Annotated in this window: 23 protein-coding genes and 1 tRNA gene; 8 read left to right on the top strand and 16 right to left on the bottom strand. The window is 29.2% G+C overall.

Annotated elements, in window-relative coordinates; all coding sequences use genetic code 11:
* The first annotated feature begins 2 nt into the window (after positions 1–2).
* Together CAMP5053_RS06200 and CAMP5053_RS06195 are read left to right on the top strand one after the other, a co-directional pair.
* Complete coding sequence (locus CAMP5053_RS06200) at positions 3–1,595, top strand: methyl-accepting chemotaxis protein (RefSeq protein WP_214126106.1); 1,593 nt, start codon at positions 3–5, stop codon at positions 1,593–1,595.
* 11 nt (positions 1,596–1,606) lie between these two features.
* Positions 1,607–2,020, top strand: coding sequence for an META domain-containing protein (locus tag CAMP5053_RS06195; protein ID WP_263667342.1), 414 nt, complete (start codon positions 1,607–1,609; stop codon positions 2,018–2,020).
* A gap of 10 nt (positions 2,021–2,030) precedes the next feature.
* Here the strand turns inward: CAMP5053_RS06195 and pyrF are convergent, their stop codons facing one another.
* From pyrF to CAMP5053_RS06165, 6 genes are read right to left on the bottom strand one after another with little or no spacing between them, the layout of a single operon-like run.
* Positions 2,031–2,714 (bottom strand): orotidine-5'-phosphate decarboxylase, encoded by a 684-nt coding sequence (pyrF, locus tag CAMP5053_RS06190; protein ID WP_214126104.1) that lies wholly within the window; start codon positions 2,712–2,714, stop codon positions 2,031–2,033.
* On the bottom strand, positions 2,711–3,109 hold the full coding sequence (gene nusB, locus CAMP5053_RS06185; protein WP_214100522.1) for a transcription antitermination factor NusB: 399 nt from the start codon (positions 3,107–3,109) through the stop codon (positions 2,711–2,713). Before nusB ends, pyrF begins: the two co-directional genes overlap by 4 nt.
* A gap of 1 nt (position 3,110) precedes the next feature.
* Positions 3,111–3,581: a 6,7-dimethyl-8-ribityllumazine synthase gene (ribH, locus tag CAMP5053_RS06180; RefSeq protein WP_337217484.1), complete on the bottom strand. Its 471-nt coding sequence runs from the start codon at positions 3,579–3,581 to the stop codon at positions 3,111–3,113.
* An 11-nt stretch (positions 3,582–3,592) separates the two neighbouring features.
* On the bottom strand, positions 3,593–4,396 hold the full coding sequence (gene kdsA, locus CAMP5053_RS06175) for a 3-deoxy-8-phosphooctulonate synthase (protein ID WP_087699493.1): 804 nt from the start codon (positions 4,394–4,396) through the stop codon (positions 3,593–3,595).
* 19 nt (positions 4,397–4,415) lie between these two features.
* Positions 4,416–5,777, bottom strand: a complete 1,362-nt coding sequence (locus CAMP5053_RS06170) for a uracil-xanthine permease family protein (protein ID WP_214100521.1) — start codon at positions 5,775–5,777, stop codon at positions 4,416–4,418.
* Positions 5,767–6,699, bottom strand: a complete 933-nt coding sequence (locus CAMP5053_RS06165) for a DMT family transporter (protein ID WP_214100520.1) — start codon at positions 6,697–6,699, stop codon at positions 5,767–5,769. The genes CAMP5053_RS06170 and CAMP5053_RS06165 overlap by 11 nt, the downstream gene beginning before the upstream one ends.
* Before the next feature lie 100 nt (positions 6,700–6,799).
* On the opposite strand from CAMP5053_RS06165, the gene der reads away from it, so the two are divergent.
* Genes der through CAMP5053_RS06140 form a run of 5 tightly spaced genes read left to right on the top strand, consistent with a single transcriptional unit; the run spans position 6,800 to position 13,256 of the window.
* On the top strand, positions 6,800–8,185 hold the full coding sequence (gene der, locus CAMP5053_RS06160; RefSeq protein WP_263667340.1) for a ribosome biogenesis GTPase Der: 1,386 nt from the start codon (positions 6,800–6,802) through the stop codon (positions 8,183–8,185).
* Positions 8,169–8,666: a shikimate kinase gene (locus CAMP5053_RS06155; RefSeq protein ID WP_214135809.1), complete on the top strand. Its 498-nt coding sequence runs from the start codon at positions 8,169–8,171 to the stop codon at positions 8,664–8,666. The genes der and CAMP5053_RS06155 overlap by 17 nt, the downstream gene beginning before the upstream one ends.
* Positions 8,663–9,622: a tryptophan--tRNA ligase gene (gene trpS / locus CAMP5053_RS06150; RefSeq protein WP_214100517.1), complete on the top strand. Its 960-nt coding sequence runs from the start codon at positions 8,663–8,665 to the stop codon at positions 9,620–9,622. Before CAMP5053_RS06155 ends, trpS begins: the two co-directional genes overlap by 4 nt.
* A gap of 11 nt (positions 9,623–9,633) precedes the next feature.
* On the top strand, positions 9,634–10,869 hold the full coding sequence (gene serS / locus CAMP5053_RS06145) for a serine--tRNA ligase (protein WP_087699504.1): 1,236 nt from the start codon (positions 9,634–9,636) through the stop codon (positions 10,867–10,869).
* Positions 10,870–10,877: 8 nt separating this feature from the next.
* Positions 10,878–13,256 (top strand): tetratricopeptide repeat protein, encoded by a 2,379-nt coding sequence (locus CAMP5053_RS06140; protein WP_087699506.1) that lies wholly within the window; start codon positions 10,878–10,880, stop codon positions 13,254–13,256.
* Between the two features lie 84 nt (positions 13,257–13,340).
* Here CAMP5053_RS06140 and CAMP5053_RS06135 read toward each other — a convergent pair.
* From CAMP5053_RS06135 to secA, 7 genes are all read right to left on the bottom strand, one after another.
* Positions 13,341–13,415 (bottom strand) — tRNA-Asn (locus CAMP5053_RS06135).
* 69 nt (positions 13,416–13,484) lie between these two features.
* Positions 13,485–14,393 carry a radical SAM protein gene (locus CAMP5053_RS06130; protein ID WP_087699508.1) on the bottom strand — a complete coding sequence of 303 codons (909 nt, stop codon included), beginning with the start codon at positions 14,391–14,393 and terminating at the stop codon, positions 13,485–13,487.
* Positions 14,390–15,412 (bottom strand): uroporphyrinogen decarboxylase, encoded by a 1,023-nt coding sequence (hemE, locus tag CAMP5053_RS06125; protein WP_087699509.1) that lies wholly within the window; start codon positions 15,410–15,412, stop codon positions 14,390–14,392. The genes CAMP5053_RS06130 and hemE overlap by 4 nt, the downstream gene beginning before the upstream one ends.
* 14 nt (positions 15,413–15,426) lie before the next feature.
* Positions 15,427–15,933: a YqhA family protein gene (locus CAMP5053_RS06120; RefSeq protein ID WP_087699510.1), complete on the bottom strand. Its 507-nt coding sequence runs from the start codon at positions 15,931–15,933 to the stop codon at positions 15,427–15,429.
* Positions 15,934–15,944: 11 nt separating this feature from the next.
* The gene (locus tag CAMP5053_RS06115) at positions 15,945–16,961 is read right to left on the bottom strand and encodes an aspartate-semialdehyde dehydrogenase (RefSeq protein ID WP_337217483.1); all 1,017 of its coding nucleotides are present in this window, start codon (positions 16,959–16,961) and stop codon (positions 15,945–15,947) included.
* A 12-nt stretch (positions 16,962–16,973) separates the two neighbouring features.
* Positions 16,974–18,263, bottom strand: coding sequence for a sigma-54-dependent transcriptional regulator (locus CAMP5053_RS06110; protein WP_337217482.1), 1,290 nt, complete (start codon positions 18,261–18,263; stop codon positions 16,974–16,976).
* Positions 18,264–18,271: 8 nt separating this feature from the next.
* Positions 18,272–20,863, bottom strand: a complete 2,592-nt coding sequence (gene secA / locus CAMP5053_RS06105) for a preprotein translocase subunit SecA (RefSeq protein WP_087699516.1) — start codon at positions 20,861–20,863, stop codon at positions 18,272–18,274.
* A 118-nt stretch (positions 20,864–20,981) separates the two neighbouring features.
* On the opposite strand from secA, the gene lolA reads away from it, so the two are divergent.
* Positions 20,982–21,488 carry a LolA-like outer membrane lipoprotein chaperone gene (lolA, locus tag CAMP5053_RS06100; protein WP_087699518.1) on the top strand — a complete coding sequence of 169 codons (507 nt, stop codon included), beginning with the start codon at positions 20,982–20,984 and terminating at the stop codon, positions 21,486–21,488.
* On the opposite strand, the gene CAMP5053_RS06095 is transcribed toward lolA, so the two are convergent.
* Genes CAMP5053_RS06095 through CAMP5053_RS06085 form a run of 3 tightly spaced genes read right to left on the bottom strand, consistent with a single transcriptional unit; the run spans position 21,489 to position 24,257 of the window.
* A complete protein-coding gene (locus CAMP5053_RS06095) occupies positions 21,489–22,133 on the bottom strand; it encodes a flagellar basal body-associated FliL family protein (protein WP_214135806.1) in 645 nt (214 codons plus the stop codon).
* 2 nt (positions 22,134–22,135) lie between these two features.
* Positions 22,136–23,491: an ATP-dependent DNA helicase gene (locus tag CAMP5053_RS06090; RefSeq protein WP_214100512.1), complete on the bottom strand. Its 1,356-nt coding sequence runs from the start codon at positions 23,489–23,491 to the stop codon at positions 22,136–22,138.
* A 1-nt stretch (position 23,492) separates the two neighbouring features.
* Positions 23,493–24,257 (bottom strand): class I SAM-dependent methyltransferase, encoded by a 765-nt coding sequence (locus tag CAMP5053_RS06085; protein WP_214100511.1) that lies wholly within the window; start codon positions 24,255–24,257, stop codon positions 23,493–23,495.
* Positions 24,258–25,006: the final 749 nt, after the last annotated feature.

The following is a 25,006-nucleotide window of genomic DNA, read 5'->3' as shown; positions in this document are numbered from 1 at the left end:
AAATGTTTAAAAGCATAGGTGCAAAGATATCTTTAGCAATGATTTCTACATTGCTAATTAGTTTTATTATTATGCAAATTATTTTACAAAAAGACTCTCAGCAAACGACCGATAGAATCAGCCGTGCAAATTTAGATACCTTAAGCACTTCTGTTTTTCAAACACTAAGAATGGCGATGAATTTGGGTGATCCTACCATCATAGAACAAGCTATAAAAGAAGCAGGTGAAATAGAAGGCATAAAAGATATTAAAATTTATCCTTCCAAAAGCACCATTGAGCTTTTTGAAATGCAAAAATATACAAAAAGTGATGAAAGTATTATCAATGAGCAATTTAACAAACCAGAAATTAAAGCGGTTGAGATTAATAATGATCAAGGGCATTATCTAAGACTCATACGCCCATTAATTGCTAATGAAAGTTGCTTAGCTTGTCATGCTAATGCTAAAGAAGGTGATGTTTTAGGGGTTATGGATATGTATAATGACTTAAAACATGTAGATGATGATTTGGCAAGTTCAGCTAGAACCTATATTGTGATTTTTAGTATAGCTTTACTTTTTACTGTTTTTGCTGTACTTTATATCTTGAAAATAGTTGTGGGTAATCCTGTTTTAGATCTTTTAAAACACGCTAAAGAATTAGCTAGTGGCGATGGAGATTTACGCGCAAGAATTAACATAAAAAGTACTGATGAAATAGGTAAGGCTTGTACTTATATTAATCAATTTATTGAAAAAATTCAAAATGCAGTGATTTCTACCAATGAAAATTCTCAAATGGTAGATAAACAATCTAAACTTTTAAATGCCAATGCACTTGATCTAGCAAATAGAACCAAAGAAGGCCATACAAAAACTGATGAATCTTATCATTTAAGCGAGCAAATACATACAGAATTGCAAGATCTTGCTGAACTTTCAAACAATGCAAATAAGGCAAATACAAAATCTTTTGAAGTTTTAAACACTATGCTTGATTCACTAAATCAGGTAGTTGACAAAGTAAGAGTTGTTGCAGAAAATGAAGATGTGTTATCTCAAAAAGTTGAAGTTATGGAAAAACAAGCAGAAGAGATTAAAAAAGCTTCTGATATGATGGGAGAAATAGCTGATAAAACTAATCTTTTATCATTAAATGCAGGTATTGAAGCAGCACGTGCTGGGGAATTTGGTCGCGGTTTTTCAGTTATTGCTGAAGATGTAAGAAATCTTGCTCAAAACTCAGAAGAATTTTTAAAAAATATTGCTATTGTGACCAAGCAATTAGTAGATAGTATTAATGAAGTTTCCAAAGAGTTAAAACACAATGCTAAAGAAATTAATTCTCTAAATCAAGATGCAAAAGATCTTGTAGAAGGAACTAATGAAGTAAAAGTTTGCAATGAAAATGCAAGAGATTTAGCAAATGCTTGTATGCAAAAAATCTCAAGTACACAAGAAACTTTACAATCTTTGCTTGATAAAATGCAAGAAACAGTAAAATTAAGCGACAAAAATGAAGAAATTTCAAAAATTTTACTTGATGTTGCTCATGAGTTAAATGTAGTTTGTCAAAATTTAGAAGATGAATTAAAACATTTTCATGTATAAGGAGAATCAAAATGAAAAAAATAATTACATTAAGTATAGCAAGCTTAGCTATTTTTAGTGGGTGTTCTGTGGCAAATTTAAGTGTTGATGATTTACAAAATAAAGAATTTACCATAAGTTCTTATGAAGCTAATGGAAAAAGCTATGAACTTCCTCAAAATTCTAAAGCAAGCATTAGTTTTGATAATAAGGACAAAAGAGTTTTTGGTATTTCAGGATGTAATAGATTTTTTGGTGGCTATAAAGATCAAGGAAATAGCATTAAAATAGAAGATAATCTTGCTTCAACAAAAATGCTTTGTGATCAAGAATCTATGAAATTTGAAGATAATTTCTTAAGAAATTTCAACGGAGATTTTCAAATTACTAGCGATGATGATGGAATTGTTTTGGAAAATAAAAAAATGAAAGTATATTTAAAATAAGCCTAAAGGCTTATTTTAAATGCTCTAATATATCCTCACAAACCTTTCTAGGTTCTTTTGCTTTATAAATAGGTCTTCCAACCACGATAAAATCTGACAAATTATCCTTAGCACACTGTATATCAGCTACTCTTTTTTGATCGTCTGAATTTTCTTTAAAAGGACGAATTCCAGGGGTTAATGTGATAAAATTTGAATTAGTGTTTTCTTTTATCAATAAACTTTCATATACCGAACAAACCATACCATCAAGACCACTTTCATAGCTAATTTTAGAAAAATCCTTAACGGCTTGTTTGATATCTTGTTTATATACACTAAAAAATTCTTGCTCATCAAAACTAGTTAAAGCAGACACAGCAAGCACCAAAGGTCTTTTACTTAAAGCGTTTAAACGCTCCATAATCATACACATAGCACTTTTACCTGCACTTGCATGGATATTAAACATATCCACATCAAGCTTAGCAAGTTCTTCGCAAGCATCTGCCATAGTATTTGGTATATCATAAAGCTTTAAATCTAAAAAGATTTTAAAATCATCCACTTTTTTAATCGCCTCTAAAAGCTTTATTCCATCTCTTAAATACGATCTAAGCCCTATTTTAACCCAAAGATCTAAACCTTTTAATTCTTTGGCTAAATTTATACATTCATCATAACTTGCTACATCAAAAGCCACACAAAGTTTCATTGCTTTTCCTTGTTGATTTTATCCAACACCCCGTTGATAAATTTAGGAGCATTATCTCCTGCCATTTCTTTTGCAAGCTCTATAGCCTCATTAATAACAATCGCTTTTTGTGTAGATGTAAATAAAATCTCATAAGCACCCAAACGCAAAATAGCCTTTTCTATATTAGCTACTCCATCTAACTTATGCTCTTTTAAACACTCATTAATTTTCTCATCAAGCAAAGCAAGTTGCTCATTAATACCATTATATAAATCTAGAGTGAATTTTCTTTGGTCATTGCGAATTTTTTTCTCATCTAAAAATTCATTGATAAAATCTTTATTTTCTTGGTTTAACTGTGCTGCATAAAGCAAAGAAACAATACTCTGTCTTACTTGGTGTCTAGTAGCCATTTTAAACCTTAATTTTTTGGATTAAATTAAGCATTTCAACTACAGTAAGCATAGCTTCAAAGCCTTTATTACCTGCTTTACTACCTGCTCTTTCTATAGCTTGCTCTAAAGTATCGGTTGTTAAAACTCCAAAGCTTACAGGCACATTAGCTCCAAGCCCTACGTTTGCTATACCTTTGGTAGTTTCAGCTGCTACATAATCAAAATGTGGTGTACTTCCACGAATTACCGCTCCAACACAACAAATTCCATCAAATTTTTTACTCTCACAAGCTTGTTTTAATGCAAAAGGAATTTCAAAAGCACCTGGCACTAAAATAAGACTTAAGTTTTCTTCCTTACCCCCATGTCTTAAAAAAGCATCTTTAGCACCTTCAACTAAACGATCTGTGATGATATGATTAAATCTTGCATTGATAATCGCAATTTTCTCATCACCTTTTAAACTTAAATTTCCTTCTATTATATTCATAATTTTCCTTTTTAAATGATTTCTTGAATTTTTAAAAGCGTATTTACGCAGTTTTTAAGTCTTGAAAGATCAAGCATATTTGGTCCATCGCATAAAGCTTTGCAAGGATCAATGTGCGTTTCAAAGAAAAATCCATCTATACCTACACTAGCAGCAGCTCTTGCTAAAGGCTCTACAAATTCACTTTTGCCTCCACTACTTCCACCATTTGCTCCTGGCATTTGCACACTATGAGTAGCATCAAAAATAACTGGAGCATATTTTCTCATGATAACCAAACTTCTCATATCTACAACTAAATTTCCATAGCCAAAACTCGAACCTCTCTCAGCTACAAAAACCCCATTTTCTTTGGCTATTTCAAAACCTTCTTCGTTGATGCCTCTAGTTTGTAAAATTTTAGCTACACTATATTTAATATCTTCAGGATTTAAAAATTGTCCCTTTTTTACATTTACCTTAGCCTTTGTTTTAGCAGCAGCTACTAATAAATCAGTTTGCCTGCATAAAAAGGCTGGAATTTGTAAAACATCTACAACCTCAGCCGCAACACTTGCCTGAGAACTCTCATGAATATCAGTAAGAATTTGCATACCAAATTTATCTTTCACTTTTTGCAAAATTTCCAAACCTTTTTCAAGACCTGGTCCTCTAAAACTATTAATACTAGTTCTATTTGCTTTATCAAAACTTGATTTAAAATAAAAATCAATTCTGTCATCTTTTAAAAAGCATTCAAGCTCTTGCGCAACCTTAAAAACAAGCTCTTCATTTTCTATCACACAAGGCCCTGCTATTAGTATCATTTTTTTCATCATTTTTCCTTGTTTTTTATTATTTTACTTTATTTTTATTATTTTCTTCAAGAGGGAAAACAAAATTTAAAATAATAGCTGTAATCCCACCTGCTGCAATCCCTGAAGAAAATAAAGTTTTAAACCACATTGGCATAAATTCTAAAATATCAGGATTATTAGAAACTCCAAGCCCTATACCTAAACTCATAGCTATAATGATAATGGAGCGACGATTTAAATTTTCTTTAGAAATAATCCTAACACCCGTTGCGGCTATAGTACCAAACATTACTAAAGTTGCTCCACCTAAAATAGGTTCTGGAATTTGCAAAGTAATATCAGCCACAATAGGAAATAAACCCAAAATCATCAACATAAAAGCTACAATAAACCCCACATAGCGACTTGCAACACCCGTTAAAGCTATAACGCCATTATTTTGCCCAAAACATGAATTTGGAAAAGTATTAAAAAAGGCTGAAACAAAGGAATTAAAACCATTTGCTAAAACCCCACCTTTTAATCTTTTTGCATAAAGTTCACCTTTAACCGGCTGATTGGAAACTTCGCTAGTAGCACTAATATCACCAATAGTTTCTAAAGAAGTTACCATAAAAACCAAGATCAAAGGCAAAATGAGATTATAATCAATACTCAAACCATAATGCAAAGGATCAGGTAAAAACACTAAAGGCAAATTTTCATTAAAATCAAAGCTAAAATTTTCAAAAGTCATAGCTACTAAAAGCCCTATTATCATAGCTATAAATAAAGAAGAAATTCTTATATAGGCATTATTAAAACGATTTAAAACAATAATACTTAAAATTACAACTCCGGCTAATAATAAATTTTGCAAAGAACCAAACTCACCACTTGCTTTAGCCGCAAATCCACCCCCTGCACTTACAAGGCCAACATTAATCAAACTAAGACCTATAATCATCACTACTATACCAGAAACCAAAGGCGAAATCACTCTTCTTACAAAAGGTAAAATTTGAGAAATAATCATTTCAGTAGTAGAACAAAGCATCAAAGTGCCAAAAATAGCTCCAAGCATTGCTTCTTGCGATAAACCATTATTTTTTAAAACAAGCCCACCTAAAATAATAGGCGCAACAAAGTTAAAACTAGTCCCTTGAATAGATAAAAGTCCGCTCCCTATAGGACCCCAAGTTTTAATCTGCAAAAGCGAAGCAACACCTGAAGCAAAAAGTGACATACATATAATTCTAGCTGTATTAGCATCATCTATTCCAAGACCCTTGCAAATTAACAAAGCAGGTGTAATCACAGCCACAAACATAGCCATCAAATGCACTAATGCAGCAAAAAACGCCTTAGCAAAGGGTGGTTTATCTTCTAAACCATAAATTAAATCTGCTTTATTTTCCATTTTTCTTTCCTTTTGTTTGCTTACTAACCAAAATAATTCCTCCTAAAATAATGCTAAAAATTCCTATAAAAACCATAAAACTAGGAAATTCATCTCCTAATAATATGCCCAAAAATAAAGTAAAAACTACATCTATATAACTAACCCCTGCAACAATCCCTGCCTTTTTTGCTACACCATAAGCTTTAGTAACATGAATTTGATACATTGCTCCAAAAATTCCCATCAAAACAATAAAAATCCAAGCTTTAAGACTAGGCATAACAAAAGGAGCAATTAAAAAATCAAGCTCTTTTATTTCATAAAAAGAACCTATAATCATAGACATTAAAGGCATAAGAGTACCAATTAAAACAAAAGATAAAGCTATAAAAGGTGCTGGGTATGATTTTCTAAGCTCTCTTACACTAGTTAGCGCTAAAGCTGCACAAAAACCACTTAAAATTCCTAAAATACTATTTTTTAAATCAAAACCTGAATGCGTAGTGCTATCTGCAAAAGGCTGACAAATTAACAACACTCCTATAAAAGCGATCAAAATCCCAAAACAAGCTTTTATTCCTAAACTTTCTTTAAAAAACAAAAAAGCAATCAAAGCTATAAAAATAGGTGCTGTTTTTTGAAAAGCAAAAGCACCGCCTAATGAAATATTAGAAACATTATAAAAGAAAAGATATAAAGCAATCGTTCCTATAATACCTCTAAAAATAAGCAGTCCAAGATGTCCGCCACTTTTATGAAAATTTAATTTTGAAAGCGCATAAAGCATAAAAGCTGTTCCTATAATATTTCTAAAAAACATAATTTCAATCGATGATAATTCTTCACTAAGAATTTTTGCACAAGCACCTACAAGTGCAAATTCTATGGAAGCAATAATCATAAAATATATACCTAAATTCTTTTTAACTATTCTTAACATATAAATTCCATATAAAAATTCCCGTTATTTTAGTCTTTTTTGCTTAATTTTAAGGCAATTTTTATATAATCACAAATAAAAATTTAAAAAATGAGTATTAATGCAAAGTATTATTTTAATAGGAAAACCAAATGTTGGTAAATCAAGTCTTTTTAATAGACTTGCAAAAAAACGCATTGCGATAACTAGTGACATAAGCGGAACTACAAGAGATACTAACAAAATAGAAGTAGAAATTGATGGCAAAAAAGCTTTATTGATAGATAGTGGTGGGCTTGATGAGAGCAATGAGCTTTTTAAAAATGTCAAAGCAAATTCGCTTAAAGCTGCTAAAAATAGCGATATTATCTTTTATATGGTGGATGGTAAATTTTTACCTGATGATGAAGATAAAGCATTTTTTTATGAAATGAAAAAACTTAACAAACCCATAGCTTTAGTAATCAATAAAGTCGATAACAAAAAAGACGAAGAAAGATCTTGGGAATTTTCTAATTTTGGAGTAAAAGAAGTTTTTAACATCTCGGTTACACATAATATAGGCATTGATGAACTTTGTATGTGGGCTGGTAAGTTTTTAAATGAAAGTTATTTAAATGCAGATGAAGAAGAAGACTTTGAAAGTTATTTAGAAAATTTTGATGAAAATAGCGGAGATTTTAAGCTAAAAACCATCAATGAAAATCATATTAAAGTGGGAATTATCGGCAGGGTAAATGTAGGAAAATCAAGTCTTTTAAATGCCTTAGTTAAAGAAGAACGTAGCGTGGTAAGTGATATAGCAGGTACTACGATCGATCCTGTTAATGAAAGCATTATACATAAAGATAAAATCATCGAATTTGTAGACACTGCAGGTATTAGAAAACGTGGGAAAATACAAGGCTTAGAGCGTTATGCACTAAATAGAACTGAATATGCCCTAGCTAATGCTCAAATTGCACTTTTAGTGCTAGATGCGGCTGAAGGTTTTAACGAACTCGATGAGCGTATTGCAGGACTTGCTGCTAAGCATTGTTTAGGTGTGATTATCGTGCTTAATAAATGGGATAAAAGTGAGCTTGATTTTGATAAAACTTTAAAAGAATTAAAACTAGATCGTTTTAAATTTCTAGCTTATGCACCCGTTGTAAGCGTATCAGCTTTAAGCGGAAAAAGAGTGCATGTACTTTTGGATAAAATTTTAGAAGTTTTTGCAAATTTCACACAAAAAATTCCAACTGCAAAATTAAATGCCTTGGTAGAAGAAGCCACTAAAGCCCACCCACTACCACATGATTATGGTAAATTAGTAAAAATTTATTATGCGGTTCAATACGACTTAGCACCTCCAAAAATAGCTCTAATTATGAATAGACCAAAAGCTTTGCATTTTAGTTATAAACGATATTTACAAAACCAAATTAGAAAACAATTTAACTTTGAAGGTGTTCCTTTGATTTTAGCTTCAAGAAAAAAAGGTAGCAAAGATGAGCAAGAAGGATAATCTCCTTTTTGTAGGCTTTATGGGCTGTGGTAAAACAACTATAGCAAGAGCTTATGCTAAAAAATATGATAAAGTATTTTTAGATACAGACAGTTTAATCAAAGAAAAATTTAATCTTGAAATTAATGATTTTTTCAAAACATATGGAGAAAAAAAATTCCGCAAGGAAGAGCAAAAAATAGCTTTGTTTTTACATTGTTTGCAAAATTGCTCTATTGCAAGTGGCGGTGGCTTCATAGAACAAAAAAAATTAAAAAATATTGGCACTATCGTTTACTTAAAAGCGAGTTTTGATTATCTTTTACAAAGATTAAACAAGGAAGGATTAACCACTAGACCTTTACTTGCAAATACAAATAATGCCAAAATTCTTTTTGATCAAAGAATAAAAAAATATGAAAAAAAAGCAAACATTACTATAAATATTGAAAATAAAAGCATTAACGAGATTATTAAAGAAATTAAAAAAGAGGTGAAATGAGAGTTATTACAGGATTGCAACCAAGCGGGGATTTGCATATAGGAAATTATTTTGGCTCTATAAGACAAATGCTAAATATGCAAGAAGAAAATCAAATGTATATGTTTATAGCAAATTATCATGCCATGACTTCAAGTTTTGATGGAGAAAAACTTAAACAAAATTCACTTAAGGCTGCGGCAGCTTTTTTAAGTTTAGGAATTGATCCGCAAAAAAGCGTGTTTTGGCTACAAAGTGATGTAAAAGAAGTGATGGAGCTTTATTGGATTCTATCTCAATTTACCCCAATGGGACTTTTAGAAAGAGCACATAGTTATAAAGATAAAATTGCCAAAGGTTTAAATGCTAATCATGGACTTTTTTCCTATCCTGTTTTAATGGCTGCAGATATTTTACTTTTTAATGCTCAAATAGTTCCTGTAGGTAAAGATCAAATTCAACACGTTGAAATAGCAAGAGATATCGCCTTAAAAGTAAATAATGAATGGGGTGAAATTTTTACCCTACCTCAAGCTAAAGTTAATGATGAAGTTGCGGTAGTACCTGGTACTGATGGAGCCAAAATGAGCAAGTCTTATCAAAATACAATCGATATTTTTAATACACCAAAAGCTATTAAAAAACAAATTTCATCTATTGTCACAGATAGTACGGCTTTAGAAGATCCAAAAGATTGGCAAAATTGTAATGTATTTAAAATCGCAAAATTATTTTTAGACAATACAAAACAAGAGGCTTTAAAAAGTCGCTATGAAAAAGGTGGCGAAGGCTATGGGCATTTTAAAATGTATCTAAATGAAATCATTAGTGAGTATTTTGCCTCGGCTAAGGAAGAATATGAAAAATTACTAGCTAATCCTTCTAAAATTGAAGAGATTTTAGAATTTGGAGCAAGCAAAGCAAAAAAACAAGCCCAAGAAACAATGGAAAAAATTTATGCTAAAATAGGACTATAAAAGGAGCTAGAATGTTAGATTTAAAACTTTTGCAAAATAATTTTGATGAAATTGCACAAAAACTAAAAGCTAAAAAAGTGGATGAAAATTTACTTAAAGAGCTGAGTGATTTATTTATAAATTTAAAAAAAGAAAAAGCACTTTTAGAAGAATTTCAAGCTTTTCAAAATAAATTTAGTAAAGAACTTGCAACAGCGCAAGATAAAGAAAGTTTAAAAGCGCAACTAAGTCAAAATAAAGAAAAAATTAATACTCAATCAAAAATCGTTAGCACACTAGAAGAAAAATTAGAACAAATTGCCCTAGCAATACCAAATATCCCTGATGATTGTGTGCCTTTTGGAGAAGATGAGGATGAGAATGTAGAATTAAAAAAAATTCTGACTCCACCAAGCTTTGATTTTGAAATCAAAGAACATCATGATTTGGGAGAAAAGTTAAATTGGCTTGATTTTGCTAGAGGGGTTAAAATCTCACAAAGTCGCTTTTGTGTACTTAAAAATGAGGGAGCTTTGCTAAGTAGAGCTTTAGTAAATTATATGATAGATTTTAATAGAAGTAGAGGTTTTGAATTAGTTAATGTACCATTTTTAGTAAATAGTACAACCATGTATGGCACTGGACAACTTCCTAAATTTAAAGACGATATGTATAAGATAGAAAATGATGATTTATACCTCATCTCAACCTCTGAGATCCCCGTAACTAATCTTTATTCTAATGAAATTTTAACTCAAGAAGAATTACCTTTAAAAATGACTTGTTATAGTGCTTGTTTTAGACAAGAAGCAGGAAGTGCAGGTAGAGATACAAGGGGTATTATAAGACAACATCAATTTGAAAAAGTGGAACTTGTTAGCATATGCAAGCCTGACCAAAGTGAATTGATGTTTGAAGAAATGCTAAATTGTGCTAGTGATTTGCTAAGTTCTTTAGGTCTAGCACATAGACACTTGATGCTTTGTACTGGAGATTTAGGTTTTTCAGCTGCTAAAACAGTAGATTTAGAAGTTTGGCTTCCATCACAAAATAAATACCGTGAAATTAGCTCTGTGTCAAATTGCAAAGATTTTCAAGCAAGACGTGCAAAAATTCGCTTTAAAAATGATAAAGGCAAAAACGAATTGGTTCACACACTTAATGGTTCTTCATTAGCTGTTGGTAGAACGTTGGTAGCTATTATGGAAAATTATCAAGAAAAAGATGGAAATATAAGAATTCCTGATGTGTTAAGAAAATACTTTTAAGAGGGAACATGGCTGAAGAAGTAGCACTAGAAAAACAATTTTCAGATCTTGATGAAAATCCAGGAGTGGAAGAGCAAACCATTCCTCCTGGAATAATTCCTCCTGAACTAGAAGAAGAAAGTACTTTCCAAAGAGTAGAAGATGAACCTCAAACGCCACAACATGAGGAAAAGAAAAAATATTTTGATAAAAAATTCATTATTTTAATTTCAGCACTTGGAAGTCTTGCTTTAATACTACTTATAGTCTTAATTTTACTCATAATTTTCAAAGAAGACAAAAAATCCGTTTTAAATACTCAAGTCTTAGATGACAATGCTAGCACAAGCATCACAAAAGTAAAACAATCAGCATTAGATCTTGTAGTACAAAAAGCTAATTTATTATACGAAAAAGGTGATGTAGAAAGTGCTCTAGAACTTTATAATAACATTAATATTTTTAATCAATCTTTATCTAGCTATAATCTTGGCGTAGCCCAAATGAAACAAAAAGATTATATTAGCGCTATAGAAAATTTCAAACAATCTTTAGAATTAGAAGAACACAAAGTAGCAGCGGCAATTAATTTAGCAGTATGTTATTTTTATCTAGGAGATAAAACAAAATTTGATTATTATATCGACCTTGCAAAGGTATATCTTCCTCAAGACTCAAAATCTTCACTATATGATTATTATCTTGGTTTAATTAATTATTACCAAGGCTATTTTCCAGAAGCATTACAAATGTTTATGAAAGTTAACAGCCAGTCATACAAAGACAAATCTTATTATCTTAGTGGGAAAATTTATTCCGCTTTACAATCCGAAAAATATGCAATTGATTTCTTATCAAAACAAGAAGAATATGATGTTAATCTTCCTCTAGGATTACTATATGCTAGAATTGGAGACTATTCTAAAGCAAAAGAACATCTAGAAAAATCTAGCAAAATTGACGCCCATAAAACAAGGAGTCAAGTTGCTCTATCTTTAGTAGAATTAAAAACAGGGCAATATGATAGCGGAGCTCAGATTTTAAAAGCTTTATATATAAAAGACAAAGATATAGGAGCAAAATACTATAATATCAAAACGAGACTAAAAAGGAATTTTTCAAATATTGATATAGCTCAGCAAAATTTTGCTAAAAGGCTAATTACAGGAAAACAGCAAATTTATGACTTGTTATTTTATTTTGCACCTTATCGTGTTTTTGACATAAAACAAAGCATGGAGCTTATCACAAAAGCTGACTTGGGAAATTTTATACAAGGCTATGAGTATGAAAATGAATTACTTGTTAGAAGTAGAGCTTTATCTGGGGTGAATGTTGAATTATCTAATGCCATCAATTTAGCTTTTAATTTTCATTTAAGAGAAGCAAACCAAGAATTTAAAAACTTAAGTGAAATTTACCATGCCCATGATGTAATTCATTATAATCTTGCACTAACCTATGCACAATTACAAGATTATAACAATGCCTATAAACATTTTTCAACCGCTTACCACTTAAATCCAAAAAATTATATAGCTGGAATATTTGCTATTTTTTGTATGGATTTAATAAAAAAAGATTCTACAAAATTAATTAATGAATTTTTAGAAAATTTACAAGCAGATAGCACTATTGATCAAAATAACAATATTTATAAATATTTATTATATCTATCTAGAAATGACTATACCTCTATGATTCCTTACTTAGATAATCTTCCAAATAAAAAATCAACACCTTTGGAATTAATGTTTACTATTATAGCTGCAAATGGAAATAGCTTAGATAGCCTTAGAAATCAAAAAATCAAGGAACTAAAGGATTTACTTAGTGAGGATATTATCAGCAACATTTTATATTTTAATTCTAAAAATATGGAGCTTGATATTAAAGAATATGCCAAACAAGCTCAAATATATTTCTTAAATGCAAAATTGGATTTTAATTCTTTATTTGGTGGATCTGGTATAGTTAAAGATAGTTACGTAACACTTATGCAAATCACAGGTCTACTTAATCATGTTAGAAATGATATCAAAAAAAGACTTGCCACGAGTAGTAAAAACTCCATTGGTTTGATTTTTGCACTAGCTTATATCGATATTTTTGCAAAAGAATACCAAGAAGCATACACACTTTATAATATTTTAATTGATGATTATAAAATTAAAGATGCTCAAACTTTATTTTTAGCTGCAGTTGCTGCAATAGGCTCAAATAATCCAAATTCAGCTATTGCTTTACTAGAACTTGCAAGATTAGAAAACGAGGAAACTTTGGAAGCAAGGCTTGCTTTGGGACTTTTATACCATGAAGTACAAAATATAGAACCGGCTATATTTCAATACGAAAAAGTAGGGAACGATTTTAAAAGTAAATTTTTCACATTTGATATTAAAAATTAATATTTTCTTAATCATAAGAAAATATTAATTAATATAAAAATATTTCTGATTATTAAAAATATATGAATTCAATTAATAAAGAAGTGGCTCCGGATGTAGGATTCGAACCTACGACCAATCGGTTAACAGCCGACTACTCTACCGCTGAGCTAATCCGGAACATCAATAAATAAGAAATGGTATTATATAAGAAAAAAACATTCTTGTCAAGAGTTTTTTTGCAAAAAATTATATTTTTTTGTAAAAATTTACTCCTGCTAAATTTTTTACAATAACTTTTTGCTCTTTGATTAATTTTTCTAATATATCTTTACTGTATTGACTAAATTTATTTTCTATATCAAATTCACTTTGCGCTCTAAGCTGCAACATCTTCAAAAGCTCATGAGAATTAAAATCAATCTTTTCACCTTTATAGCAATGTTTAGCAAGCACAACAGGCACATTAGTAATATGCATACTTAATTCTTCCAGCTTTTCCAAAGATATCCCTTTAACAGGATAAGCAGGCGGTCTATCTATAGTGCTAAAATCTACTCTTGATGGTTTTATTTTACCAAATGCTTCATTTAAAGCTAATATTTCTTCTTTATTATCATTTAAACCTTGTACAATCAACACTTCCATGATAAGTTCACCCAAAAATTTCTCTCTAAAGGCGATCATTTTTTCTATCATTGTTTCAAGTTTAATTTGCTTTAAAGCCCTATCTATTCTATAAAATGTTTTTTCTATAGCACTATCAAGACTAAATTTAACTACATCAATATCCATTAAAGCATCAAATGCATTTATATTTAATACACCACTACCATTACTTAAAATTAAGAGTTTTTTATCTTTCTTTATTTTATTTAACTCACAAACTAATTCTTTTAAATAAGGATATAAACTAGGCTCACCATTTGCAGTTAGTGTAAGAAAATCAAATTTCACATTACTAGCTAAAGCTTGTTTTACTTGTTGTATAATCTCTTGAATTTTTGGATATATCAAAGATTTCTCTATAGGTTTTGCAGCTTGCAATTCACAGTATACACAATCAAAATTACATTGTTTTTGATTTGGACTTAAATCAATCCCTAAAGAAAGTCCAAATCTTCTTGAGCTTATAGGACCAAAGGTGATTTTATTCACTTTTTAGATTTCTCTTGAACTAGCTTGATAAAATATTTAGCATTTTCAACAGGAATATCAGGTAAAATTCCATGTCCGAGATTAAAAATATGTGCACCATCTTGCATAATATTTAAAATTTTATCTACGCCTTGTTTAATTGCTTTTTTATCATATAATCTACAAGGCTCCATATTACCCTGCAAAGTATATTTAGTGCCTAGTTTTTCCTTAGCTAATTCTAAAGGGGTGCTCCAATCTACACCAAAGACATCAAAATTTCCACTTATATCATCTAAGAACCCACTTATCCCCTTAGGAAATAAAATCACAGGGATATGCGGATATTTTTCCTTTATAAAATCAGCAATTTCAAGCATATATTTAAAAGAAAACTCAAAAAACATTTCTTTTTCTAAAGCGCTTGCCCAACTATCAAATATCTGTACAGCATTAGCACCTGCTCTAATTTGCTCTTGAATATAATACTTTAAAGCCAAAGTAAGTTTAGATAAAATTTGATGTAATAATTCAGGATTTTGATAAACTAATTTTTTACATTTTGCATAATTTTTACTACCACTACCCTCTATCATATAGGTAGCAATAGTCCAAGGACTTCCACAAAAACCAATCAAAGCTTTATCTAGTGCAAGTTTTTCTCTAGTAAGCGCTAGTGCATCATAAACATAAGAAAGTTTTTTAACACTTTTTTCAATATCTAATCTTTCCAATTCTTCTTTTGTTTTAATAGGATTTAAAAATACTGGCCCTTCGCCTTTTTCAAATTTTAAATCCATGCCCATTTCTAAAGGTACTACTAAAATATCTGAAAAAATAATAGCTGCATCAACACCCAAAATATCTACTGGTTGTAAAGTAACTTCACTTGCTTTTTTATAATCCTTACAAAGTGATAAAAAGTCTCCAGCACTTGCTCTAACTTCCATGTACTCAGGCAGATATCTTCCTGCTTGACGCATCATCCAAACTGGAGTATAAGGGGTTGATTTTTTAAAACACGCATCAATAAAAATCATTTTTATTCCTTATTTTAATGATCACTTTTGTGTAAAAAATAAAGTCCTATACAAAGAGCCAAAATAGAACCTGCAAGATAAGTCATATCTAAAACTGTATTTAGTTGCATTTGTAGAATTCTTTGGAAAAAATTTACAACTAAGACCATAATAATTACTTTTGCAAGTTTATCTTTTAGTTGATCTAAACTGTGTACTTCTAAAACTTTTGATTGCTTAGTTTGTTTAAATTCTTCTATTTCGCTAATAAAAAGTTCATAAATTCCAAAAGAGAAAATAAATAAAACCAAAGCCATTAAATATAAATCTACAGCTCCTATAATCAAACCAACAATATCTTCATGCAAATCCACTGTAGAATTAGGCAACATAAAATACTCAAATACATATTTTAAAACCTTAATCACATCATAACTTGCAATAAAAAATAAAACAAAAGCTCCTATTAAACCAAAAATTACAGGTAAAATAGTAACCAAACGACTTTTAACTAATAAATTTTCAAAAAATCTTTCTAACATTTTTCTCCTTTTTAAACTAACTCTAGCCATTTTTGTGCAATACGCACTGCATTTGTAGCAGCTCCTACACGAATTTGATCAGCCACGCACCATAAATGTAAAATATTTTTATGATTAATATCACGTCTAATTCTTCCTACATAAGTTTCATTAGTATCGCTTGTAAAAAGTGGCATAGGATATTTTTTATTTTCTATATCATCAATCACAACAACACTTGGTGCTTTAGAAAGTATCTCTCTAACTTTAACAACATCAACATCTTTTTCAAAATGCATAGTAATAGCCTCACTATGACTTCTAAGCACAGGAACTCTTACGCAAGTTGCTGAAATTTCAAGTTTTTTATGCAATATTTTTTGCGTTTCATTTACCATTTTTAATTCTTCTTTAGTGTAGCCATTTTCACTAAAAACATCTATTTGAGGAATTAAATTTAAAGCTAAGGTATATGGAAAAGTTTTTGCTTCAAATTCATCTAATTTAAAAGCAAAAAAACTTTGCATTCCTTGAACTAATTCTTCCATACCTTCTTTACCTGCACCACTTGCTGCTTGATAAGTACTTACATCTACCCTTTTTAGATTAAATACATCATCAAGTGGTTTTAAAACATGCACCATTTGTATAGTAGAGCAATTTGGATTAGCAATAATTCCTGTTTTTTCCCAATCTTTAATATCTTCGCTATTGCATTCAGGAACTACCAAAGGAACATTTTCATCCATTCTAAAATGACTAGTATTATCAATCACTACAGCACCACACTCTACTGCGTATTTTGCATACTCAGCACTTATGTTTCCTCCGGCACTAAAAAAAGCAATATCCACAGGATTTTCTTTAAAAACACTTGGAGTTAATTCTTTTACTTTATAACTTTTTCCTCTAAATTCTACTTCACTACCTGCGCTTTTTGCACTTGCTAATGGTAAAATACTTTCAATTGGGAAATCAAGCTCATCTAAAACATTTAAAAGTTCTTCGCCAACCGCTCCTGTTGCACCTACAATAGCTATTTTTTTCATTGTCCGTCCTTTTTAAGTAATATTGTATTTTTTCATTTTTTCGCTAAAAATTTTCTCGCTCATCCCTATAAGCTTAGCCGCCTCTGTAATATCTTGTGAATTTTTTAAAGCTTCTAAAATTAATTCTTTTTCAAGATTTTTAATATCTTTACTTTTTCTACTTTCTAAAAATAAATCTTGGGCGCTAATCTCATCATTTTCACTTAAAATACACGCTCTTTGTATAATAGAAATCAACTCTCTAATATTACCTGGAAAATCATAAGCTAGCAAAGCATCTTGTGCTTCTTGACTTAAAGTTTTTTCATTAAAATCATATTCTTTACATGTATCAAGTAATACCTTTTGTGCAATTTGCAAAATTTCTTCTTGACGCTCTCTTAGCGGTGGTATATTAATAGGAATAGTATTAAGTCTATAATATAAATCTTGTCTGAATTCATTATCTGCAATCTTTTTTTCCATATGAGCATTAGTTGCACTAATAATTCTTACATCAATCTTTATACTTTTAGTACTTCCTAATCTTGTAATTTCTTTTTCCTGCAAAGCTCTTAATAATTTTGCTTGAATTTCATAAGGCATTTCACCTATTTCATCTAAAAACAAAGTACCTTCATTAGCAAGCTCAAACAAACCTATTTTAGTAGTATTAGCATCAGTAAATGCACCTTTTTCAAAACCAAATAGCTCACTTTCTATTAAATTTGATGGAATCGCTGCCATATTAATTGCCACAAAGGGCTTTTGTGCTCTTTTTGAATTTTTATGCACAAAATTTGCAAAAACTTCTTTACCTACTCCACTTTCTCCAAAAAAAAGCACACTTGCATCTGTCTTAGCAGCTTTAGTGGCCAATTTTAAACAATCTTCCAAAGCCTTAGAAGTGCCATAAAAATCTTGATTTTCTTCTTTTTTAATAGTCTTTTTATTTGTTTTTTTAGAAGTCTTTTCTTGGATTATTTTTGCACGTTTTATCGCAGTTACTAAAGTATTAATATCAAATGGTTTTACTAGAAAATCTTTTACTCCAAGTCTTACTGCTTCTATGGCACGATTTAGTGTTGCATTACCTGTGATAATAATAAAATCATATTTATTCTCACAAGCTTGCACAAATTCAATACCATCCATACCCGGCATATTAATATCTGTAATAATCAAATCAACATCATCATTTAGTTTTTTTAAAGCTTCAGTTGCTGATTTATAAGATTTTATAGCAAATTCTTCATACTCACTCAAAGCAATTTCAAGTGATTTTCTCATATTTATATCATCTTCAACTATAACTAAATTCATTTCAAACCTTAAGCTAAAATACCTTTTTTGGGACCACTTTTACCATGGCATTCTTTATATTTTTTACCACTACCGCAAGGACAAGGTGAATTTCTAGGTACTTTAGTAATTTGTGCTTCACCGTTTTCATCAACACCACTTTCTGTGGTATTAGCTAAAAACTGCTCATTTTGCTCATGGCTTTTTTCTTCAAAATTTTGTGCTTCTTTTTGAGTAAAAACTACATTAAATAACAATTTTAAACTATCAAATTTAACACGCTCAACAAGCTCCATGAAAAGATTATAACTTTCTTTTTTATATTCTACTAAAGGATCTTTTTGATTATAACTTCTTAAACCTATACCAGTTTTTAAAATATCCATTTGGTATAAATGCTCTCTCCATAGATTATCCAAAATTTGAAGATATAAGATTCTTTCAATTCTTCTAGCTTCCTTATCTTCAATAATACTCATTTTATCTTTGTAAGCTTTTTCTAAAATTTCACTTAATTTATTTTCTGCTTCAATTACACCTAAATCTTTAAAATCAGCTTCGCTAAGCTCAAGATTACACTCATAACTTACTTTTTGCTTTAAGCTTTCAAAATGCTTAACGTCATCTTCAAGTTCTGCATTTAAATAAATTTGGCTTACTAAGTGATTACTATACTCAACAATATTTTTTAAAATTTTATCTTGCAAGTCAAATTCTTCATCTAATAATTCATTTCTATAATTATAAATAGTCTTTCTTTGCTCATTCGCCACATCATCATATTCAAGCAAGTGTTTTCTGCTTTCAAAATGTAAGCTTTCAACTTTTTTTTGCGCATTCTCAACAGCTCTTGTAACAATACGACTTTCTATATGCTCACCCTCTTCTATACCTAATCTTTCCATGATATTTTTAATGCGATCACCGCCAAAAATTCTTAAAAGATTATCCTCTAAACTTAAGTAAAATCTACTTACACCAGGATCACCTTGACGTCCTGCACGACCACGAAGTTGATTATCTATTCTTCTACTTTCATGGCGTTCAGTTCCTATAATATAAAGCCCTCCTAAAGCTCTTATTTCATCATCTATTTTTATATCAACCCCACGACCTGCCATATTAGTAGCTATAGTCACTGCACCTTTTTTACCCGCATCTTGAATAATCAAAGCTTCTTGCTCATGATTTTTAGCATTAAGCACATGATGAGGAATACGTTCTTTTACAAGCATATTATGAAATACTTCACTTCTTTCAATACTTGCAGTTCCTACTAAAACCGGCTGACCTTTTGCATTTGCTTTTTTTATCTCTTCAATAACTGCTTTAAATTTTTCTTCTTGAGTTTTATAAATTAAATCATCTTTATCTATTCTTGCAACCGGTATATTTGTAGGTATAGAAACTACATCTAAATTATATATTTGAGAAAATTCCGTTGCCTCAGTTTGTGCAGTACCTGTCATACCTGCTAATTTTTTATACATTCTGAAATAATTTTGGAAAGTAATATCTGCTAAAGTTTGACTTTCTTCTTGAATTTTTACTCCTTCTTTAGCCTCTAATGCTTGGTGCAAACCATCGCTAAAACGTCTTCCTTCACTTAACCTTCCTGTAAATTCATCAACAATTACAACTTCTTTATCTCTTAATACATAATGCACATCTTTTTCAAATAAATTATGTGCTTTTAAAGCCTGATCAAGCTGATGGGCCAATATTGCATTATCTAAACTATATAAATTTTCTACTCCAAATAATTTTTCTGCTTTAGAAATTCCAGCCTCTGTAATCATAATAGTCCTATTTTTCTCATCAACAATAAAATCACCACTTGGTAATTCTTGAGGAGTAGCAGCTGCTTGACCTTTTTGCATCTGTTTTGCTACTTCATTTGCTTTAATATAACCATCTAAAGTTCTATTTGTAGGCCCACTTATAATAAGCGGAGTTCTTGCTTCATCTATTAAAATACTATCTACTTCATCAACTATAACAAAATTATGTTCTCTTTGCACTTTTTCAAGTTTTGAAAATTTCATATTATCGCGCAAATAATCAAAGCCAAATTCATTATTTGTACCATAAGTTATATCACACTCATAAGCTTTTTTATGCGCCTCATCGCTATTTTGCTCTGAAAGTATCACCCCCACACTAAAACCTAAAAAATTATAAATAGCACTCATTTGCTCTGCATCTCTTTTGGCTAGATAATCATTCACAGTAACTACATGTACACCCTTGCCACTCATAGCATTTAATACAACAGGTAAAGTTGCAACCAAAGTTTTACCTTCCCCAGTTTTCATTTCAGCGATTTTTCCCTCATGTAAAACCATACCACCAATTAATTGTACATCAAAATGGCGCATATTAAGCGTTCTTTTTCCTACTTCTCTAACTATTGCAAAAACATCATTTAATATTTGATCTAAAGTTTTTTCTTCTTTTTGAATTTGTGTTTTAAAATCTATAAATACTTGTTTTAATTCATTATCACTTAAATTTTGGTATTTTGACTCTAAAGCATTAATTTGTGCAACTCTCTTTAAATATTTTTTTACTTCTCGATCGTTTTTTGTGCCAAATATTGCTTTAAATACGCTAGAAAACATTTTTTTACCTTTAATTACAAAAATATATGCTAGATTATACCTTGATTTTAATTAGAACTATATAAAAGTTTTATTTGTATAAATTTTATATAATTTGTTAAATTTTTAAAGGATAATTATGAAATATTTTATATTTTTAATGATATTTGCTTATAATATTTTTGCTTTTGATATAAATTTTAAAAATTTTAGCAGTGATTTTGAGCAAAAAGTGCAAAGTAATAATTCTTCGCTAAATTATAAAGGAAATTTTATCATTACTCAAAATAAAGCCTTTTGGAATTACACCAAACCAAATAAAAAGCAAATTTATATCAATCATAAAGAAGTTATTATCATAGAACCTGAATTAGAACAAGCCGTTTATACACAATTGCAAAATTTACCAAATCTTCAAGCAATTTTTAAAAATGCAAAATTAATATCTCACGAAAGCTATGAGGCAAAATACGAAAATATTACATATAATATCAAACTAGAAAACGGTAGTCTTAACAGTATTTCTTATAAAGATGAATTAGGAAATTTGGTCAGTATTTATTTTTACAACCAAAAATTTGATCAAAATATTAACGAAAATATTTTTATACCAAAAATCCCAAGTCATTTTGATATAATCCAATAATCAAAATGGTATCTCTTTAAACAAATCTTGTTCTTTACTTGGTGCTAACATTTGCATTTGTGTATTTTCCATAGTTTTTAAAATCATATCCATGGCTTCTTTGCTTGTATTAACATCTTGATTGAAACTTATATTGCCATCTTTAACACTACTTATTTGAGTAGCATTCATATCTTTTGGTTGGGTGTTATTTTGATCTAAAGTTTTGGTAACTTTAAGAATATTTTGATTTTCTTCTTGCTTAGCGGTTTCTTTTGAATCTTCTTCCTTTTTTTCTAAATCTTTTACAAAACGCTTCAACTCTTCTATATCAAATTGACTCACTGAATTAATTTTTAGAATGTAAATATTTTTTATTTGGGTTTTATATTTTTTATTGCTAAATTTAAGCAAAGTTTCTTTGAAATTGTTTTTTCCCACTTCTGTGAATAAATCTTCATAAAAATAACTAGATACAATAGTATTTAAAGCATCTATAATTTTCTTTTGTTCTAAATTTTCTCCCTCAAAATCTAAAGTCATTTCAATCTTTTTTAGAGTGTTATTTCCAACCTTTGAATATAAATCTGTTCTAAAATCTTCTATGCTTAAAGAATTAGCATAAATACCGCAAAAAGAAAAAAATAAAATTACTACCCATCTCATAATCACTCCCCATTTTCTTCTAAATTTATAAATTTTTCTTGTAGATAAAATCGTTTTACCTCTTTATCAAATTTTAAAATTTTTAAAAAATAATCCTCAAAAGGTATTTTATAATTATATACGATTTTTAAATTACTTGGATTAATGGCTCTTGATAAACATACATATAATTGTCCTTTTTCAAAAATTCCATCAATATCGCATATTAATTTATCTATACTCATACCTTGAGATTTATGGATTGTTATAGCATAAGCTAGTTTTATAGGAAATTGAACAAATTTAGCTTTTATCTTAACTTCTAGTTTTTCATCTTTGTCTAACTCATACTCTTCTAAGGTATATTCATATGGTTTTAACCTCAATCTTTCACCGTTATTTTTTTCTATTAGAATATATTCTTGCTCTTTATCTTTTATAAAATCTAAAACAACACCCTGCTCCCCATTATAATAATTTTCTTCTTTATTATTCACACAAAAAATAATTTTAGCGCCTATTTTTAATTTTAATTCATCCAAAGAATTGAGCCCATTAATCCACTGCTCGTAAGTTTTATCATCTAATGTAGAATCTAGTTTTTCAGCTTTTGCCTTAAATACACTTTCTTTGCCTTGTAAAAGATTTAATTTTTCAGTATTAATATAATTAGTTTTTTTATTTGTAGCACACAATAAAGTATACTCATCCATATATTCAAGTAAATTTTTTGAACTAATTAACATTTTTTTAAAGAAATTTAGCATTTCTTTATTTACTTCACCCATTCTAAGAAAAAACAAATATTCATAAAATTGCTTATCTAAAGTTCTTTTTGTAACGCTAAGTTTTAGATTAATAAATTTAAGATCATTCCAAGCTTGCGAAGAAAAAGCATATAAAGTATTTTGAAATAAAGTGCTTTGAATTTGATTTTCTCTATAATTAATCACAGGTGGAAGTTGAAAAAAATCTCCAACTAATAAAATTTTACCATTAAAACCACTTCTTGATAATCTATAATAAATCATTTCCATCAATGAAGCACTCACCATAGAGATTTCATCAATAACCAACAAATCACATTGTTTTAAAATTCTCTTTAATTTTTCTAGTTTATCTTTTTGCTTTCTATCTTCATAATATAACTCATCATAATTTTGACATCTTTTAAAAGCAAAAAAACTATGTAAAGTAACCCCGCCTATATTAAAAGCGCTAAGTGCAGTAGAACCCAACACAACGACGATTTTTCCTTGAACTCTATAAGATCTTATAAGCTCCATAGTTAAAAAAGACTTACCAACACCTGCACCACCACTTAAAAATACATTATTATTTTTTAAAAAAAATCTTAAATTATCTACAACTAAATTCAAGCTACTCTTTCACGCAGGATATTATCAACATCATAGGCCTATGCCATTCTTTTTTAAATTCGTTTTTAAATTCAGGAAAAAGATTGATAATTTTATCAGAAGGTTTTGGTTCAATAATATTAGTTATTTTAAAATTATTTTGCAATAAAGTAGATATATAACTTGTTAAAGTACGGTGGTATTTAACCACATCCTCACCTAAAAAATTATATTTATTTTTATTCTCATAAAAATAATTTTTAATAGGAAAACATTGAATATCCCCATAATTATCATATATAAAATCTTGAGAAATATTTGCGGTAAAAACAGGATGCTCAACACTAAAAACCAAACTACCATTTTCATTAAGAAGATTTGAGATGTTAAAAATTAATTTTTCATAATCTTTTATATAGTGAAAAACTAAAGAACTAATAACTATATCAAATTTTATATTTTGCAAATTAATGATTTTATCTATTTCTTCACAAGAATTTCTATAAAAGGATATTTTATTTTTATATTTTTTTGTTTTAATCTTTGCTTTTTCTAACATTCTTAAAGATAAATCAACAGCAATAACTTTTTTAGCACCATTTTCTAAAGCATAAACACTATGCCACCCATATCCACAGCCTAAGTCTAATACAATTTTATCTTTTAAACTTGGCAAACACGCTTTAAAATCCTCCCATTCGCCAGCACCATCCAATCCTGCTTTAGATCTTAACATTAAAGCATATTTATCAAAAAAAATATTATCATCATACTTATTATCTAACATCATGCATCCTTATGATAGTATTATTATATCAAAAACCTTTTTTTATTTACCCAAAAAACCCTACCAACCTACTCCACTTATACTAGAGATCAAACCTTAATAAATAATTTCAAGTAATACTAATAATAAAAAAAGCATAAGATATATAAAACACTAATTTTCAACCATTAACAATTACCTTATTACAAACATTAAACTATCCAACCTAACTAAAAAACTACAATATACCTCTTAAATAACACCACTATATTAACACCTTTATTATGCCAATAAATTAAATTAATCTATTCAATCTTTATATCAACCTAAAACTAAAAACCGCACAACACTCTAAATACCCTTTCAATCTACAATATACTAAAACAACCAAACCATCTAATTCTTAGTAAGCATTCTATCCAATCTTAAAGCTACAGATTAATTAAAAAATTTCACAATAAAAATATACTCTACCGTTCAACCCAATAGCTAAAAAAAGAAAACTAAATATAAAACTAAAATTCCAATAAATATATAAAAATATAATTCAGCAAATCAATAAAAGAGTCAAATAAAAACTAAAACCTATCATCCGCAATTGATTCAAACATTAAATTAAAGTATTACTACTAAATAAAATTTCTAAATAACTTTTCTGATTTTCTACCACTTAACAAACACTAAAATCTTCTTTTTATTTTGTAAACTAAAAAACACTACCCTATATTAACAACTAAATCCTCTAATTCATAGTAAACATCTTATTTATT

It is taken from the genome of Campylobacter sp. S4:11 (assembly GCF_024723695.1).
GTDB classification, from domain to species: domain Bacteria; phylum Campylobacterota; class Campylobacteria; order Campylobacterales; family Campylobacteraceae; genus Campylobacter_D; species Campylobacter_D jejuni_C.
Note: the sequence above shows the minus strand (reverse complement) of the source record. Positions and strands in the feature narration are given on the sequence as shown.

What these genes read in the sequence shown, in the direction of transcription:
- pyrF (WP_214126104.1), bottom strand. Translation starts at nt 2,714, where the DNA reads ATGAAACTTTGTGTGGCTTTTGATGTAGCAAGTTATGATGAATGTATA.
- CAMP5053_RS06140 (WP_087699506.1), top strand. Translation starts at nt 10,878, where the DNA reads ATGGCTGAAGAAGTAGCACTAGAAAAACAATTTTCAGATCTTGATGAA.
- nusB (WP_214100522.1), bottom strand. Translation starts at nt 3,109, where the DNA reads ATGGCTACTAGACACCAAGTAAGACAGAGTATTGTTTCTTTGCTTTAT.
- kdsA (WP_087699493.1), bottom strand. Translation starts at nt 4,396, where the DNA reads ATGAAAAAAATGATACTAATAGCAGGGCCTTGTGTGATAGAAAATGAA.
- der (WP_263667340.1), top strand. Translation starts at nt 6,800, where the DNA reads ATGCAAAGTATTATTTTAATAGGAAAACCAAATGTTGGTAAATCAAGT.
- CAMP5053_RS06120 (WP_087699510.1), bottom strand. Translation starts at nt 15,933, where the DNA reads ATGTTAGAAAGATTTTTTGAAAATTTATTAGTTAAAAGTCGTTTGGTT.
- CAMP5053_RS06110 (WP_337217482.1), bottom strand. Translation starts at nt 18,263, where the DNA reads ATGAATTTAGTTATAGTTGAAGATGATATAAATATGAGAAAATCACTT.
- CAMP5053_RS06165 (WP_214100520.1), bottom strand. Translation starts at nt 6,699, where the DNA reads ATGTTAAGAATAGTTAAAAAGAATTTAGGTATATATTTTATGATTATT.
- trpS (WP_214100517.1), top strand. Translation starts at nt 8,663, where the DNA reads ATGAGAGTTATTACAGGATTGCAACCAAGCGGGGATTTGCATATAGGA.
- CAMP5053_RS06115 (WP_337217483.1), bottom strand. Translation starts at nt 16,961, where the DNA reads ATGAAAAAAATAGCTATTGTAGGTGCAACAGGAGCGGTTGGCGAAGAA.
- CAMP5053_RS06170 (WP_214100521.1), bottom strand. Translation starts at nt 5,777, where the DNA reads ATGGAAAATAAAGCAGATTTAATTTATGGTTTAGAAGATAAACCACCC.
- ribH (WP_337217484.1), bottom strand. Translation starts at nt 3,581, where the DNA reads ATGAATATAATAGAAGGAAATTTAAGTTTAAAAGGTGATGAGAAAATT.
- CAMP5053_RS06095 (WP_214135806.1), bottom strand. Translation starts at nt 22,133, where the DNA reads ATGAGATGGGTAGTAATTTTATTTTTTTCTTTTTGCGGTATTTATGCT.
- CAMP5053_RS06155 (WP_214135809.1), top strand. Translation starts at nt 8,169, where the DNA reads ATGAGCAAGAAGGATAATCTCCTTTTTGTAGGCTTTATGGGCTGTGGT.
- CAMP5053_RS06195 (WP_263667342.1), top strand. Translation starts at nt 1,607, where the DNA reads ATGAAAAAAATAATTACATTAAGTATAGCAAGCTTAGCTATTTTTAGT.
- CAMP5053_RS06085 (WP_214100511.1), bottom strand. Translation starts at nt 24,257, where the DNA reads ATGTTAGATAATAAGTATGATGATAATATTTTTTTTGATAAATATGCT.
- secA (WP_087699516.1), bottom strand. Translation starts at nt 20,863, where the DNA reads ATGTTTTCTAGCGTATTTAAAGCAATATTTGGCACAAAAAACGATCGA.
- CAMP5053_RS06200 (WP_214126106.1), top strand. Translation starts at nt 3, where the DNA reads ATGTTTAAAAGCATAGGTGCAAAGATATCTTTAGCAATGATTTCTACA.
- serS (WP_087699504.1), top strand. Translation starts at nt 9,634, where the DNA reads ATGTTAGATTTAAAACTTTTGCAAAATAATTTTGATGAAATTGCACAA.
- hemE (WP_087699509.1), bottom strand. Translation starts at nt 15,412, where the DNA reads ATGATTTTTATTGATGCGTGTTTTAAAAAATCAACCCCTTATACTCCA.
- lolA (WP_087699518.1), top strand. Translation starts at nt 20,982, where the DNA reads ATGAAATATTTTATATTTTTAATGATATTTGCTTATAATATTTTTGCT.